Annotated in this window: 14 protein-coding genes; 9 read left to right on the top strand and 5 right to left on the bottom strand. The window is 45.7% G+C overall.

The annotated features are described in order from the left end of the window. The first annotated feature begins 169 nt into the window (after window positions 1–169). The 8 genes from SFV55_RS00640 (at window position 170) to SFV55_RS00605 (ending at window position 8961) form a co-directional block, all read left to right on the top strand. Window positions 170–1606: a T9SS type A sorting domain-containing protein gene (locus SFV55_RS00640; protein ID WP_320027506.1), complete on the top strand. Its 1437-nt coding sequence runs from the start codon at window positions 170–172 to the stop codon at window positions 1604–1606. A 118-nt stretch (window positions 1607–1724) separates the two neighbouring features. After that, window positions 1725–2213, top strand: coding sequence for a hypothetical protein (locus tag SFV55_RS00635; protein ID WP_320027505.1), 489 nt, complete (start codon window positions 1725–1727; stop codon window positions 2211–2213). A 309-nt stretch (window positions 2214–2522) separates the two neighbouring features. Further along, window positions 2523–3767 (top strand): geranylgeranyl reductase family protein, encoded by a 1245-nt coding sequence (locus SFV55_RS00630; RefSeq protein WP_320027504.1) that lies wholly within the window; start codon window positions 2523–2525, stop codon window positions 3765–3767. 293 nt (window positions 3768–4060) lie between these two features. Then, window positions 4061–5056 (top strand): succinylglutamate desuccinylase/aspartoacylase family protein, encoded by a 996-nt coding sequence (locus SFV55_RS00625; RefSeq protein ID WP_320027503.1) that lies wholly within the window; start codon window positions 4061–4063, stop codon window positions 5054–5056. A gap of 220 nt (window positions 5057–5276) precedes the next feature. Beyond that, window positions 5277–6518: an ATP-binding protein gene (locus SFV55_RS00620; protein ID WP_320027502.1), complete on the top strand. Its 1242-nt coding sequence runs from the start codon at window positions 5277–5279 to the stop codon at window positions 6516–6518. Next, window positions 6502–7152 (top strand): RloB family protein, encoded by a 651-nt coding sequence (locus tag SFV55_RS00615; RefSeq protein ID WP_320027501.1) that lies wholly within the window; start codon window positions 6502–6504, stop codon window positions 7150–7152. The genes SFV55_RS00620 and SFV55_RS00615 overlap by 17 nt, the downstream gene beginning before the upstream one ends. Window positions 7153–7270: 118 nt before the next feature. Beyond that, window positions 7271–8515, top strand: coding sequence for a hypothetical protein (locus SFV55_RS00610; protein WP_320027500.1), 1245 nt, complete (start codon window positions 7271–7273; stop codon window positions 8513–8515). Between the two features lie 92 nt (window positions 8516–8607). Next, window positions 8608–8961: a VOC family protein gene (locus SFV55_RS00605; protein ID WP_320027499.1), complete on the top strand. Its 354-nt coding sequence runs from the start codon at window positions 8608–8610 to the stop codon at window positions 8959–8961. A 92-nt stretch (window positions 8962–9053) separates the two neighbouring features. Here the strand turns inward: SFV55_RS00605 and SFV55_RS00600 are convergent, their stop codons facing one another. Beyond that, the gene (locus SFV55_RS00600; RefSeq protein ID WP_320027498.1) at window positions 9054–10508 is read right to left on the bottom strand and encodes a sulfatase; all 1455 of its coding nucleotides are present in this window, start codon (window positions 10506–10508) and stop codon (window positions 9054–9056) included. 101 nt (window positions 10509–10609) lie between these two features. Beyond that, window positions 10610–11365, bottom strand: coding sequence for a tRNA pseudouridine(38-40) synthase TruA (truA, locus tag SFV55_RS00595; protein ID WP_320027497.1), 756 nt, complete (start codon window positions 11363–11365; stop codon window positions 10610–10612). Window positions 11366–11458: 93 nt separating this feature from the next. On the opposite strand from truA, the gene SFV55_RS00590 reads away from it, so the two are divergent. Next, window positions 11459–13537, top strand: a complete 2079-nt coding sequence (locus tag SFV55_RS00590) for an ArnT family glycosyltransferase (RefSeq protein ID WP_320027496.1) — start codon at window positions 11459–11461, stop codon at window positions 13535–13537. A gap of 74 nt (window positions 13538–13611) precedes the next feature. On the opposite strand, the gene SFV55_RS00585 is transcribed toward SFV55_RS00590, so the two are convergent. From SFV55_RS00585 to SFV55_RS00575, 3 genes are all read right to left on the bottom strand, one after another. Further along, window positions 13612–13995: a DoxX family membrane protein gene (locus SFV55_RS00585; RefSeq protein WP_320027495.1), complete on the bottom strand. Its 384-nt coding sequence runs from the start codon at window positions 13993–13995 to the stop codon at window positions 13612–13614. Between the two features lie 167 nt (window positions 13996–14162). Further along, window positions 14163–15434: an ATP-dependent Clp protease ATP-binding subunit ClpX gene (clpX, locus tag SFV55_RS00580; RefSeq protein WP_320027494.1), complete on the bottom strand. Its 1272-nt coding sequence runs from the start codon at window positions 15432–15434 to the stop codon at window positions 14163–14165. A 101-nt stretch (window positions 15435–15535) separates the two neighbouring features. After that, on the bottom strand, window positions 15536–16246 hold the full coding sequence (locus tag SFV55_RS00575; protein ID WP_320027493.1) for an ATP-dependent Clp protease proteolytic subunit: 711 nt from the start codon (window positions 16244–16246) through the stop codon (window positions 15536–15538). Window positions 16247–16306 lie beyond the last annotated feature (60 nt).

Here is a 16306-nt window from a genome sequence, read left to right as displayed (position 1 = left end):
GTTTAAGCAAAAAATGCTTGGCCTAAATCCCCTTGGGGCAATAAAAAATAAGTGTTCATTTTGCCAAAGGATTAGATGAGTGAACGGTTCATTTCAAGTGTCTTATCTAATCCTTTGGCTCAAGAAAAATGAGCACCTATTTTTGCCCACAACTAAAAGCATAAAGCCCATGAAAAAAGCATTTCTTATTTTAAATCTGAGCCTGAGTGTGCTGCTCTTGGCCGCAGGGGCAACCGCCCAAAACCGCCTGATTAAAACCCGCCCGATGGGCACTGTGACCAGAGATGAATTGGTACGATCCTATGGACCTTTGGTACAATACAGCATCACTACCTATAAAGTTTGGTACCTCACCACTGGTATTGATGGCAAACCAGATACAGCTACCGGGTTAGTCGTTTTCCCAGTGGTGGAAAATAAAGCATTGCCTCTACTATGCTACCAACATGGCACTGTAAATGGCCCAAATGATGTGCCTTCTGTACGCCAGGGTGGTTGGGAATTGGCTGGAGTTGGTGCAGCGTTAGGCTACGTAGCACTTGCTCCAGATTATTTGGGGCTGGGAGAATCCCGAGGCTTCCACCCCTATGTGCATGCTGCCACGGAAGCCAGTGCTGCAATTGACCTGATTTACGCCACCAAAGAATTTGCCGAAAACCTTAAATTTCCACTTAATGGTCAATTGTTTCTGACGGGGTATTCCCAAGGGGGGCATGCCTCAATGGCTTTACATCGGGAGTTGGAACGCAATTACAGTCAGACCCTCCCGGTGACTGCTGCTGCACATTTGTCGGGGCCTTATAGTATTTCTGGTGAAACCTTTAAAAGGTTGATCAGCAATGAACCTTATAATTATGTGGGGTATACGGTCTGGGTGGCTCTTTCATACAATCAGATGTATGGCATACACGACAATGTTGAAAAACTGCTCAAGCAACCCTATGCCGATATGGCCATGAAATTTTATCGCCATGAGGTTGGATTGTTTGATTTGAATAAGATGTTGATCGACACCTTGACCAAACGCCACGGTAAACCCATCTCACGTTTGATGTTTCAGGATAGTTTATTGGAGAATGTATCCAAAAACCCGAATCACCCCTTCCTGCGGGCTATGCGCGACAATGATGTATACGATTGGGCACCAAAGGCACCCACCCGAATTTTTTACTGCAAAGCGGATGATCAGGTCACTTACCGGAACAGTGTACTGGCCGATTCCATCATGCAGTTGCGGGGGGCAAAAGATGTCAAATCAGCCGATGTGCGAAGCAATGCAGACCATGGGCAATGTGTAGAACCAGCTGTACTGCAAACCGTGTTTTTCTTCGCTGGGGTACAAGCCCAAATTGCAACAGGTACGCGTGACTTGCCTACTTTGGCGGTGCGTATGTACCCCAATCCTGCTCGTGAATTTGCTCGACTTGAGGGCTTACCGGAATCGGGGCAGGTGATTTTATCCAATTTGCAAGGACAAGTTGTATTCCGCAGCAACATCGGTGATAGTTACATGGATATTCCTTTGAAAGGTTTGAGTAAGGGGATGTACTCGGTACAGCTACTTTCCTCGAAAGGTGTATGGTACAACAAACTACTCGTGCAGTAAAGGACTGAGTTCCAATGTTAAGTTTTTCAATGGGTATTTACTAATCCAACTATTCCATTTACCTTTGTGTTAATTCAATGTAAACTATTGTTTAATTCTTTGTAAAAGTTTATTTTTAATGGGAAAGAAGAAGGTAATGGAGCCTGTTCCAGAAACACAGCCCAGCAAAGTTGCCCCAGAGCGCAAAAAAGGGGCCTCTGCCAAGCCAAAGGAAGCCAAAAAGCCTGTTGCAAAAGTAAGTAGCCCAAAAGCTGGTGCTTCAACTAAAGCTAAAGCAATAGCTAAAGCAACTGAACCTGTTTCGCCAACTCCAGATGCAATAAGTGCAAAAGCAGAAGTCAAGAAAGAGAAGGCAAAAAGCAAGGTTGCAGCGAAAACAAAACTCGAATCCATCAAGCAAAAAATCAAAACGCTGAAAAAACAATGGATTACAGCGATTGAAAAAGTGGATGAGTTGAAAAAAGCGTTCAAAAAGCTGAAGAAGAAGGAAGGCAAGGCCAAAGCAAAAGCAAGCCTGGGCACCAACTTAAAAACAGCGAAAGTTGAACGCAAGACCTTGAAAAAGGCTTTTAAGGCAGCTAAAAAAGAAACCAAAAAAGCGGCTTAGGGGCGATAAAAAAATAAATTGTTTGTTTTTGCCCCACTACTTAATTCCGCTTCTTTGAAGATTTATAGTAGCTATTGATTCATAATGGTTGGTAAGTTATCGGCGCGGAGGGCTTGTTCCTCAGGCGCCGTAACTGTTTTTACCGCGACTGAAGCCATGCTTTAGATCATATTGTGACTCCCTCAACTAAAATCCTGGGAATGGAAATCAAAAAAGAGCCAGCCAAGTGGTTACTTTATTTCCATTCCCTAGGTATTTGAAGATGGTGTTTTGCTAGCTTTTACCGATATTACGGCAAATTCTACCACTTTGAACCTCAAAACTGATGTTTGTATCATGGGGGCCGGTCCGGGAGGGGCTGCCACTGCCCTGAAATTAAGCTACCTGGGTATTCCCTGTATTTTGGTCGATAAAGCCGCTTTTCCCCGCGATAAAATTTGTGGCGACGCCATCAGTGGCAAAGTGACCACTTTGCTCAATCGCCTCGATCCCGAGATCATGCAGCGCTTTCATGACAAACCCATTCAAACCGACGTTTGGGGCGTGCGCTTTGTGACCCCTAACCGCAAAAAACTGGACATTCCTTTTAAAGCCGGCTACGTTCGCAATGAAAAAATGGCCCCCGGCTACGTCAGCAAACGGGTTGAATTCGACAATTTTTTGATCGAAGAAGTAAAGCGGAGAGACAACATCCAACTCTTATTGGAAACGCCCATAGATGCCTACGAGCGGAGCGAGTTAGGATTCCGCCTGCACAGTAAGCTCCAGGACATCCATATCGATTGCCAACTTCTGATCGACGCCTCCGGCGCCCATTCTCCTTTCAGCCGACAATTCGCAGGGCTGGAAAAAGACCCCAAGCACCACGCCGCTGCAGTACGGGCTTACTACCACAATGTGAGTGATATTCCAACCGACAATTTCATCGAATTGCATTTCCTCAAAAAAATTACTCCCGGTTACTTCTGGATTTTCGCCCTGCCCAACGGTGAAACCAATGTAGGCATCGGTATGCGCAGCGATATTGTCAAAAAACGGGGGATAAACCTTCGGGAAGAATTGGCCCGCATCATCGCAGAGGATCCTGTAATTAGTCCCCGTTTTAAAAATGCGGAACTGATTGGCAAGTTTGAGGGCTATGGCCTGCCGCTGGGATCAAAAACCCGGCGGATTTCCGGCGATCATTACATGTTGGTGGGGGATGCCGGGCACCTGATTGACCCACTTACGGGCGAAGGCATCGGCAATGCCTTCTATAGCGGCTTCATTGCGGCGGAGCAAGCAGTGCTTTGTTTGCAGGAGAAAAATTTTTCTGATATTTTTTTAACTGCATATGACGTTCGTATTCAAAGAGTTTTGGGCTCAGAAATGAAACTCAGTTATAAAATGCAGCAAATTTGTGGTAACCCTTTGCTGCTTAATTTCGTATCTAATATCATCGATGGCAACCGAAAAATCCTGGATTATTTTTCGGCAATGTACACCGACTTCGATTTGCGCGAAAAACTAGTCAAACCCTGGTTTTGGATTAAAATGTGGTTAAAAAAAAGCTAAATTTTCAAATCCAAACAACCAAATTGGCCCCAATCGAGTCTATTAAGTTATAAGTTTGTAATTTTTTGAGAGAAATACTGCCGATTTCACATTTTCTTAGCAACTATGCTAGAATTTTAGGAAAAATTTAAGTATTATAGAGGCAATTTTTCCAGACTTCGGATGTTATTCTTTCATACAATATGATTTTAGTCGGCTTAAGTTTCATAAACTAGTGAGTGTAATTCGTGACCTTCCATTTGGGAGGTCATTTTTTTTTGTTATACTTACCGCTGTACACAACGATTTTCCCTATGCTGCAATTGAAGGGCTTGGCTGGTCAAGGCATCACCCAACTGGATTTAAGTACTACAGCTCCAGGTACCATCGGCGAATACTGGCTGCACCTCAGCGACAATGGGATTGGTGAACCCGTATTGTTGCCCATTATGGTTGCCCGTGGCAAACATGATGGCCCGGTATTGGGCCTTACCGCCGCAATCCACGGCAATGAATTGAATGGCATCCCGGTCATCCAACGTTTGTTTCGCAGCATTGATGTCAAAAAACTACATGGAACAATTGTAGGAGTACTGGTCATGAATGTACCCGGCCTGCTGCGCGAAACCCGCCGCTTCAACGACGGCGCCGACCTCAACCGAATTGCTCCGGGCAAACCCGATGGCAACGTCAGTGAGGTGTACATCAACCGCATCGTAGACCGTATCCTTAAAAACTTTGACTACCTGATCGATCTTCATACCGCCAGTTTCGGGCGCGTCAACTCCTGGTACATCCGCGCGGATATGAATTCGGAGATCACAGCCTGGATGGCCCGCCTGCAAAACCCGGAAATCATTCTGCACAACAAACCGAACGATGGCACTTTCCGCGGTGCCGCCAGCTCACTAGGCATTCACGCAATCACGCTTGAATTGCGCGACCCCCATGTTTTTCAATTTGAGGTCATCGAAGATGCACTGCAAGGCATCAACAACGTCATCTATTACCTCAACATGTTGAAGGGCGAGATCATCGTTTCTAACGACCCGATCATCCTCTGCCAACGCTCCTACTGGATGCACACCGACGAAGGTGGAATCTTGCACGTGATTCCCCGGGTGTGCGAACAGGTCAAAAAAGGGCAACTGGTCGCCGAAGTCCGCAGCATCTTTGGCAAACTCAACCGCGAATACCATGCACCCGAAGACGGCATCATCATTGGTAAGAGTGTGGACCCAATTAACCCGACGGGGAGTCGGATCATTCATTTGGGGGTGAAGACGTCGATTGTGGAGTCGGGGGGGTAAAAAAACATTTGTCGTGATTTTTTCACGAAAAGACCAAAAAAATTAACTAAGGATTGGATCGTATAGCGATTTGGCTTATTTTGCGTGAAAATTCCACGAAATGCTAATTCGGGTCATTGTCAAAAACCTATTCTCTTTCAAAGATTACACAGAGTTTAATATGCTTCCGGGGCGAAGCCTTCGGATGCCGCACCATCTGTACAACATTGCTGAATTGTCTATGCTTAAGTTAAATGCGATGTATGGTGCAAATGGAGCAGGTAAGAGCAACTTAATTAAATCATTATCTGTTCTGAAAAAATTCCTGACTGAAGGAAAACTTCCTATTGAACTCATTACGGAAACATTCAAATTTGATAGTGACAGTCGAAAAAAAGACATTTATTTAGGTGTAGAGTTTATAAAAGATGATGTACCGTATTATTATGGAATCACAATCAACCAAGGGGTTGTGGTTGAGGAGGAACTTCAAATATCTGGTTTGGGAAAAAAGGAGGACAAAAATTTATTTTTGCGTACCGACAATGTAGACGCTAAGCAGTTGTCAATTTCATTTAGTGAGCAAGTAATGCAGGATAAAGAAGCTGCTCTTTTTCCTCAATTTTTACAAAATGAAGTCTTAGAGCGAGATAAACCTGTTCTGTATTATCTCCGAAATCGGAATAATCCAGTTTTTGATCCCTTTAGGAAGGTCTTTGACTGGTTCGATCAAGACTTAGTTATACTTTCCCCATCCACAAGACTGACAAACCTTATTCTTTTGATAGAAACGGATGAAAACTTTTGCAAGTTTGCTTTAGACATTATGAAATCTTTTAAAACTGGTGTAAAGGAAATCAAAGTAAAAACCTTACCTATAGAAGATTTTTTTGGCGAAGATGACAAAGATAAAATAGACACGATAAGCACTGAATTAAAAGCAAACCCAGAGACTATAAAAATTTTGAGTAATGATAAAGAAATTGTATTGGTTGTGTTAAAAGACAGGCAAGTCGTAGCCAAACGTTTGTATTTTTTACATGATGAAGATGGTGGTATTACTCATTTTTCGGCCAAAGAAGAGTCGGATGGAACAAGAAGACTCTTAGACTATATCCCTGCAGTCTATTCTATTGTCAATAGCAGAAAAGTATACATTATTGATGAAATCGAGCGCAGCATTCATCCTTTGCTCATTAAGGAATTGATTCGAAAATTTTCGCAGGATGAGACAACCAAAGGGCAATTAATTTTTACTACCCATGAATCCAACTTGCTTGATCAAGATATTTTCCGGCCCGATGAAATCTGGTTTGCAGAAAAAAAACCTAATGGATCAACCGAGCTCTACGTTCTGAGCGAATTCAAAGAACATCATACCAAAGATATTCGCAAAGGCTATCTGAATGGAAGATATGGTGCAATTCCGTTTCTGAGCAATCTTCAAGATTTAAAATGGGACAAGTATGCCGAAGCCCAATAAATTTAGTTACGAAAAAAAAGAGGCTTTTCGAGATGCATTTTATTTCATCATTGTATGTGAAGGGCAGAATCGAGAACCCGATTACTTTCGATTTTTTGATGGTATTTCTTCTCGAGTAAAAGTAGTGCCTGTCGAAAGTATTGAAGGCCAAAGCTCCCCTCTTCAGCTGATTACAAATGCCAATGCCAAAGAAGTAGAATTGGATGACCGATCAGATAAAGATCAAGTTTGGTTTGTAATCGATACCGACAAGTGGAAAGAGCAAATTCATGAATTGCGTATAGAGTGCCAGCAACATTCAAATTGGCAAGTAGCGCAGAGTAATCCTTGTTTTGAAGTTTGGCTTTATTATCATGTCAAAGCCTCAATGCCGAGTTTTGATCAGTTGGACAAGTGCAAAAGTTGGAAGCCAAAGGTTCATCAACTGATTAAGGGAGGATTCAACCCTGATTTTCATCCCGCAGAAATCACGATTGCAACTGTAAATGCAAAAAACAATTACGAAGAAGTTGGGTATTTGCCTATTGCAGGGAGTACTCAAGTTTGGAAGCTAGCCGAGCAACTAATCTCAATGATTGGTAAAGATTTAGAACTCATTAAGGATAGATTTCCTTTACCAGAGGTAGACGAATGATCCCACCGTCGATAAAAAACCCACCTTCAGAGAAAAAACTGGACATCTTAACGATTTGATAACAACTTGCCCGGCATATAACCGACTTGTAAGTCATCACCGACACAATCTTTGAAGAATGAAAAAAACGGGCACCTTACTCATTAGTTTCCTGCTGCTCAATGTAGGAATCGCTGGAGCATCGGATGTAAAAACGGGTAAAACAGTTACCCTTTCCAAGGATGCACCCAATAACGTATACATCGCTGCGGGCGATGTGAACATCAACGCCAAAGTCAACGGAGATTTGGTCAGTGCGGGCGGAAATATCCGCATCAATGGCACTACCCAACAAGATGTATTGCTGGCGGGTGGCGAGATCCGATTGAACGGCCAAAGTGAAGGCGATGTTCGCATCCTGGGCGGCGAAGTACGGGTGACCCAAAACGTAAAAGGCGACCTTACTGTAACGGGCGGTGAAATTACCATTGACGAAGGGGTAAGTATCGGCGGCGATTTGATTGTCGCTGGTGGCGAAGTTAGACTCAATGGTAATGTGCTCGGCAAAGTGCACATCGCTGGTGGTAAATTGTACCTCAATGGCAATGTAGAAGGTGGTATTGAAGCCAAAGCTGGGTTTATTAAAATTGATGGCCGGGTCAATGGCGAAAGTGAAATTGCTGCCAAAAAACTGATTTTAGGCTCTTCTGCCTTTTTTGGTGGCAATGTAAAATATTGGACCGAGCACCACAGTCCAAGTTTTAGTGGCAAACTCGCCGACGGAGTCAAAGCTACGTACAGCTCTTCCCTAAAACCTGACTGGGCAGATTGGGAGTACAAACTGGGTAATGTATCCCACAAGGTAAAACGGGGTATCGGTTTCTTCCAGGTCTTCAGCGGTTTGTTCATGACCATTTTGCTGATTGCCTTTGGGGATAAAATGTTTACCCGTTATGCCGGCCAAGCTTCCCGCAACGCCGGGCCTGCGTTTGGATTGGGTAGCATGCTTATTTTCGGCATTCCAATTCTTTCCAGCATAGCCTTGGCAACCGTCATTGGAATCCCGGTTGGGGTAATCGGAATGGGCGCATTTGGCTTGATGATGAGTACCTCGGTGGCCCTTCCTGCAGTGATCGCAGCTTACGAATGGCGTAAACTGAGAGATCAAACTTGGACCCGTGGTGGTGTTACCCTTGTTGCGATGGCGCTGTTCCTTGGCCTGCGTTTGGTATCCCACATCCCATTTGTGGGTTGGATTGTAGGTTTTGCTGCTGCAGCCATTGCATTCGGCTACATCTACATGATCATCCGCAAAAAAATTGACCCTAGTGCACCTGCTTCGCACAATTCAGACGAAGAAAAGGACAGCGAAGATTTTGTGTAAATAACTACTCATACTGTTTGAAGCCCAAGTTGCCAATGTTCGCGCAACTTGGGCTTTTTATTTAAATTTACCCTGCACTAAAACCAATAAGCATGAAACCAACCTGGATTGAAATTCCGGCTACCGACATCCAACGGGCGCAAACTTTCTACGAAGCAGTCTTTGATGAAAAAACCCAATTGCTCGACATGGGTGAGTTCAAAATGGCCATTTTTACTACAGGTGGGTTTGCACTTTGCCAGTATCCGGGGGTGTATAAGCCGAGTACGGATGGAGTCCTGGTTTACCTGAATGCCAACCCGGACTTGAGCAGCATTCTGGATAAGGTAAGCGCTGCGGGTGGTGAAATTTTGATTGAAAAACGGCAAATTTCGCCAGAGCAAGGGTATATGGCTGTGTTGTTGGATACGGAGGGGAATCGACTGGGATTGCGCTCAAAGGGTTAAGAGGCGAAAGCGACAATAATAGCAGCGCGTAAATCCGCTCAATTCGCTTCATCCGCGCTGCTATTATTGTCGCTTTGGAAAGTAAATTGAACTTATTCCACGGTGCCACTCGGCCTTGCATTTGTTCTTGGCCGCTGAGTGATGTCATCCCCCAAATCGGCCCGGGCTTCTTCTGCCACTTTTAGCAGCTCCTTCACCACTTCAGGGTACTTGGCTTGTACATCATAAGCCTCGCCCGGGTCGCGCCGCAAATCGTAAAGCGCCATAGGGAAAGGCACATCCTCAGGTGATCCACCTGGAAAACCGTTTTCACCCGGCATTTGATTGAGGTAAGAACGTCCCTTGTGCGGCAGAATCAGTTTCCAATGCCCGCTACGCACCGCTTGCAGGTCATTGCGGCGGTAATAGTAATAAAAGTTTTTGCGTACCTCGTAATCCAGATTGCCTTCCAAAATGGGTAGCATGCTCCGTCCATCGATCCTTTTGGCCGGTTGAGGAATTTTGCACAAATCGGCAATGGTTGGCAATACATCAATGGTAGAGCTCAACTGATTGCACACCACACCTTCAGGCAGTCGCCCTTTCCAGCGCATGATACAAGGCACCCGTAAGCCCCCTTCAAAGGAAGTGCCTTTGCCCTCCCGCAAGCCACCGTTGGAGCCAGCATGATTGCCAAAATTGTACCAAGGGCCATTGTCGCTGGTGAAAATAACCAGGGTGTTTTTGTCCAGGCCATTCGCAGCCAAAGTCTGCATAATTTGCCCAACCGACCAATCTATTTCCATCAACACATCGCCATACTCCCCTTGTTTGCTTTTGCCCTTAAATGCAGGTGAAGCCGCAATGGGCACATGCGGCATTGGATTGGGCATGTACAAAAAGAAGGGGCGGTTTTTGTTTTTTTGGATAAAAGAAACGGCACGTTCGGTCAATTTTTTGGTCAACAAGCCTTGATCTTCCAGCGTTTTGATCTCCCCAACTTTGTTATTGCCTTCCATCAACGCCAGAGGTGGGAATTGAAATTTACCTTTCTGTTCCGGAGTAGCGGGTTTGCCGTCGAACCACACTGGCCACATATCGTTGGAAAAGGGGATACCGAAATATTCATCAAAGCCATGCTGAAGTGGCAAAAATTTCTGGTGGTCGCCCAGGTGCCATTTGCCGAAAATGCCCGTGGCATAATTTTTTTGCTTGAGCAATTCTGCCAGAGTGGTTTCATCAGGGTTGATGCCCACCTTGGCATTGGGAAACAAAGCCCCGGAAATGTTCAGGCGATTGGGATAACAGCCCGTCAGCAGCCCGGCCCGGGAAGCAGAGCACACGGGTTGAGCCGAGAGGAAATGGGTGAAACGGATCCCCTGTGCGGCCAATTGGTCCAAATTGGGCGTTTTGTAATTAAGGGCTCCATAACAGCTCAGGTCGCCGTAGCCCAAATCGTCCATAAAAATGATCACGATATTGGGGAGCTTTTCCTTGGGTGCAGGTTTTTGCCAGCCTTCCACAAATATCGATAGGGCCAACAACAGGATAGTAATGCTTGATTTCATGGCAATCTGATGTTTTATGATTTTTCAAACCACCCGACTCGCTGAGGTGCATCTTAAGTGCCTAAGGTTTCTTAGGTGGTGAAAAAAAATGCTTGAGGTTTTCAATTCTCATTCCCGGTTTTGTACAAAATCCCCCCCAGGTACAAACCTTCCGGAGGTGCACTCGTCGCCTTCCGCAAACGGGATTGTTCCTCCATTGCCACTTTTACCTCCTCCAGAGCAATTTGCCCTGTTCCAACGCCCAAACACATGCCAACAATCAAGCGCACCATGCCCCGCAAAAAACGATTGGAGGTGATGTGGAATACGGCTCGGTGCTCCTCAGGATAAAATTCCCATTCTGAACGGGTCAAATTGCAGATCATCGTTTTGGCATCGTGGTTGCTTTTGCAAAAGGGGGCAAATTCTTCAAATTGAAGCAAAAGTGCAGCCGCAGCTTGCATCAGCACCGGATCGGGCTGTTGGGTGTAGGGGTAAAAATAGGCCAAATGCTCCGTAAAAGGGTCTTTGCGAAAACTCAGGTGGTACTCGTAACTGCGCTGATAGGCATCAAAACGGGCATGGGCATCGGGTGCTACTTCAAAAATGCGAAACACCGCAATGTCTTTGGGCAAAAATTTATTGAGTCGACGTACAAACTCAGCCGGAAACTCCCCCTCAAAATCAAAATGTGCAAAGTATTGCTTAGCGTGAACCCCGGTATCCGTGCGGCCACAGCCAGTGATTTCCAGTTCGGCACCCAAAATGGTACCCATGTATTCTTCCAGGGTTTGTTGCACCGAGTTTTTACCAGGTTGGCGTTGCCAGCCGAAGTAGTGGGTGCCATTGTAGGCGAGTTCGATGAAATATCGTTTCATAAAAAGTAATTCCACGGGTAAATTACAAAACCAGCGGTAAACGTTCTACATTTAAGCCAATTAGCCGCAAAAGTAAATGAGAAAAAATAGAGAATGAGAAAGAATATACTCACCCCGTATTTTATCCTTGCTGCTTTTATCCTTTTCACCATTGCCCATCACGGGTATGCTTTTTTTGGCCATTATGGCTTTGACGATTTGCATTATGCGCGTTTGGCCAATGCACTTTTACACGGAGATCTCGATTATACAGATCATTACAGTTATCGCTTTGCCATTTTGATCCCCACCGCTTTGGCTTATGCCCTTTTTGGGGTGAATGATTTTGCTTCGGCCTTGCCACCTTTGTTTTGTGCTTTTTTGATCTTGTACCTGGTTTTTGCAGCTTTGCGACAATATTCCAGTTATACACTTGTGCTGGGGCTGGGGCTTACCGCCTGTTCCAATTGGCTCTTGTTCTATTCGGATAAACTAATGCCCGACATCTACGTGGCTCTGGCAGTGATGTTGGCCGTATTCATCGTAGATCGGTACAAATACTCCGGTGACCACTCCAAACCTCAACGTTATGCCTTGGGTTTGGTGGCAGCGCTGGGCTTTGGTTGGCTGGCCAAGGAGACCATCGTTTTGACCTTGCCAATGCTCCTTGCCTGGATGTTGGTGGATTCGATCCAGCGGCGACACCTCAAATTTTGGGGCTACACTACGCTTTATGGGCTGCTTGTTCTCGGAGCTTATTTTACCTTGATTTGGGCATTTACGGGCAATTTTTTTGAACGCCTGGACGCCATCGCCAGCAACAGTTATCTGAATGCCTGTAGCTACGATCAGCAATCCATTCAGGTTTTACTCAAACGTTTGTATTACGATTTTTTTGCCCTCACGAGTACGGAAGGGATATTGTTCAGCTTTGTTTTTATTGGGGCGTACCTGTTTCGCAAAGAGGGTTGGAAACAGTTTAGACAAGCCGATTCGCTGAGTTTTTATGCCTGTTCGGCACTTTTGCTTTTTTTAGCCTCCAATTTTATGAGCATTTCGCTCAAGGCTTATGTGCCGATGTGTTTGGACCCTCGGCATTATTTGTTTTTGATCCCGGTGGCGGCGGTACCAGCGGCCAGAATCCTTGGTGAATTTTTGGAAGAGCAAAAATATGGATGGCCATTACTGCTGACCTTGGCCCTGGCTTCACTATTTTTATACTTCATCAATGGGCAGCTTTTTGAAAAACCATATTTACCCACCCTTATCCTGGTTGCGGGTTTTTACTTTTTACCCAGCCATGCGCCAGTTTTTAAATCATTATTTAGCATTTTGTTTTTGGGCATCCTACTGATTGGCCCGATTCAACAAGTGCAATACGCCCGTAAGGTGCAGTACCCCGCTCAACGAGCCATCACGTATCAGCAGTTCATTGATAAAAATGAAGCTTGCTACATCATCACCGATCCTGTACAACAAAGATTGGGGGAGTATTACGGTGGGTTTAGTCCGAATCGCAAAGATCAGTTTTTGAGTTTTGAACAAGTTAATTTTGATAGCCTGGATGGGCGCAGGCAGTACTTGTATCTGAATTGGCATACCCAGTATTTGAGTGGTCTGAGTAGTGCAGATTTACCGGATTATGTGCGCAACCTGGATACCACGAGCAATCCAGCCATATACCAGAACAAGGCCCTGAACCTGGCGATTTATGAGTTGAAGGCAAAACCGAAAACCTACACAGCAGGGGCAACTTTGCTGCACAACTTAAATGATTTTGAAGGGAGTCCGGGTTATTGGGAACAAAACACAGGAGGCTTAAAATACCAGGGTAAACAGGCCCATCACTTCAATGAATTTTCGGCTACTTTTAATTATCCACTGGAGGCTTTAGGCAAAATACCAGCAGCGGGCATTCGCATTGCCGCCAAAGCCCTGCTCAATGTATCCAGTGCCACCCAATGCAAACTAGTCATTTCCATTGAAAACCCAGAAGGTGCCTACTTCTGGCAGGCGCAGGATTTGGCTAAGTTCATCAAGGTGTATGACCGTTGGTCGCCAGTGAATTTTGAGGTGGATTTGGCAAAAACGGCGCTGAAGCCCAATTCGAGGTTGAAGGTTTATTTGTGGAATGAGGATAAAAAGGAGGCCTGGGTGGATGATTTTGAGGTGGAAATTCGGGAGTTGAAGTGACATTCCCTTGTCGCCAAAAACAGTTCATCATCCCGAAATTTTGGGATGACGAACTGTTCTTGACCAAGCATTATTTACCCAATAATCGACTTGTCTTTAGCCAAACTGCTCGCATACATCCAGGCGCCACCAGCCAGACCAATGTCTTTCAAAAGGTTGCCCATAAAACCCTGCTTTGCCATCGCATCGGCAGCATTCATCATGCCGGGAAGGTGGATGGACAACGCAAAAATGAGCAGCAAAACTCCCAACAAAGCGGCACCTAGCTTGTCGTATTTGCCGATGATGATGCTCACTGCTCCGGCGATCAACGCAACGCCAGTAACATATACCCACAACTCTCCGGGAGGAATTGGAACCATACCCGCCATGGCACCAGCATTACCCAAGTGCCCTAAGCCAAAAACAATAAAAATGACAGCAAATAAATACTTGCCTAATCCGAGGACTGCGTTCATGATGTGAAAGGTTTTAATGGTGAAATTAGATTTTGAAAAAACAAACATTTACCGAATATACTGTTTTGTATTCTAATTTTATCGGTTTTTTATTACAAATCGACGTATAAAAAAAGCGGCTGCCTCCAAACAGGAAGCAGCCGCTTTTCTTTTTATTGCAATTATCCCTACGCAGCCTTCAGCTGCCCCAATTTCGATCGATTCAATTTCTCCATCGCGTATTCCGCATCAATTACCAAAGTCCGCACCTCCGGCGTAGATGGCAATTCAAACATCGCATCGGTCATGATGGCTTCACAAATGGAGCGCAGGCCGCGCGCACCTAGATTGAATTCCAGGGCTTTGGCAGCGATGAACTCGATGGCGTCGTCCTCGAAGGTAACTTCAATGCCTTCCAACGAAAACAACTTCTGGTACTGCCGCAGCAAGGAGTTTCTAGGCTCGGACAAAATGCGTTTCAGCGTTGCCAGATCGAGTGGATCCAGGTAAGTCAGGACTGGCAAACGCCCAATCAATTCTGGGATCAAACCAAAACCTTTCAGGTCCTGGTGGGTGATGTATTGCAGGAGGTTGTCCCGATCGATGCGCTCTTTTTCACTGGCTTTAAAACCAATCACCTGGGTATTGACCCGGCGGGCGATGATTTTTTCGATGCCATCAAAAGCACCACCACAAACGAAGAGGATGTTTTCGGTATTGACCTTGACCAGTTTTTGCTCGGGGTGTTTACGGCCACCTTGGGGGGGCACGTTCACGTCGGTACCTTCCAGCATCTTGAGCAGCGCCTGTTGGACACCCTCGCCCGACACGTCGCGGGTGATGGAAGGATTGTCGCCTTTGCGGGCAATTTTATCAATTTCGTCAATGTACACGATACCGCGTTCGGCTGCTGATACGTCGTAGTCACAAACCTGGAGCAAGCGGCTGAGGATACTTTCCACATCTTCACCCACATAGCCAGCTTCGGTGAATACCGTAGCGTCAACAATGGCAAAAGGTACATTGAGGTATTTGGCGATGGTTTTGGCCAGCAGGGTTTTTCCAGTACCCGTACGACCCACCAGCACAATATTCGATTTTTCGATTTCCACATCATCGCTCGATGGCTGCATCAGGCGTTTGTAGTGGTTGTACACCGCAACGGAGAGGAATTTCTTGGCGTCGTCCTGGCCGATCACATATTGATCCAGGTGCACTTTGATGTCGCGCGGGGTAATGGAAGGATTGAACTGAAATGGGCTGCTGCTCTTTTCCTTGGGGGCCGGAGCTTCAGCATTGGGGTTCTTCCGGTCGTAGAGTTCTTCCTGGATGATGTCATAGGCCTGCTCTACACATACCTCGCAGATGTGCGCATTAATGCCGGCGATGAGCATTTGGGTCTCGGACTTGTCCCGACCACAAAAAGAACAACTGTACGTTTGTCTACCTTTATTGCGCATTTTGAATCCTGATTAGTTCGGGCACGTGAGCACTTTCACGACCAAAACCATGAACGGGTTGACCACTTTGAAAGAAACAAAGCAATCAACCCGCCCTAAAATTAAGAATTTTTTTGAGGAGTATTGCGAACCAATACTTCATCAATCAAACCATAAGCTTTTGCCTCTTCGGAAGTCATCCAGTTGTCGCGGTCACAATCCTTTTCGATGGTCTCGTAAGGCTGCTTGGTGTGCTGCGCCATGATCTCGTATAACTCGCGTTGGTTTTCTTTGATCAACTTGTAGTAGATCTCCATTTCGGTCACCTGGCCTTGCATGCCACCCAATGGTTGGTGGATCATTACGCGGCTGTGTTTGAGGGCCGAACGTTTGCCTTCGGTACCTGCACACAGGAGTACAGCGCCCATCGAGGCGGCGATACCCGTACAAATCGTAGCAATATCGGGTTGAACGTACTGCATGGTATCGTACATGCCCAAACCTGCGAATACCGAACCACCAGGGCTATTGATGAACATTTGTACATCGCGCTTGGGATCCGTAGATTCGAGGAACAACAGCTGGGCCTGGATCACGTTGGCTACATAATCCGTAACCTGAACGCCGAGAAAGATGATGCGGTCCATCATCAAACGGGAAAAAACATCCATTCCCACTATATTCATCTGACGCTCTTCGATCACCTGGGGCGTGAAAGCCTGGATGTTGGGGTAGGCGTAGGCGGTAGACAGTTCCGCGTACTTTTCAAGGTGCATGCTACTCATACCGAGGTGCTTGGTAGCATACTTCATGAATTCATCCTTGTGAAACATAAGTTGTAATTTTTTGAGGATATAACATCGCCCAACAAATAAGAGTTGATCGAGGGATGT

The sequence above is a fragment of the Haliscomenobacter sp. genome (assembly GCF_033763495.1).
In the GTDB taxonomy this organism is placed as follows: Bacteria; Bacteroidota; Bacteroidia; order Chitinophagales; family Saprospiraceae; genus Haliscomenobacter.
Note: the sequence above shows the minus strand (reverse complement) of the source record. Positions and strands in the feature narration are given on the sequence as shown.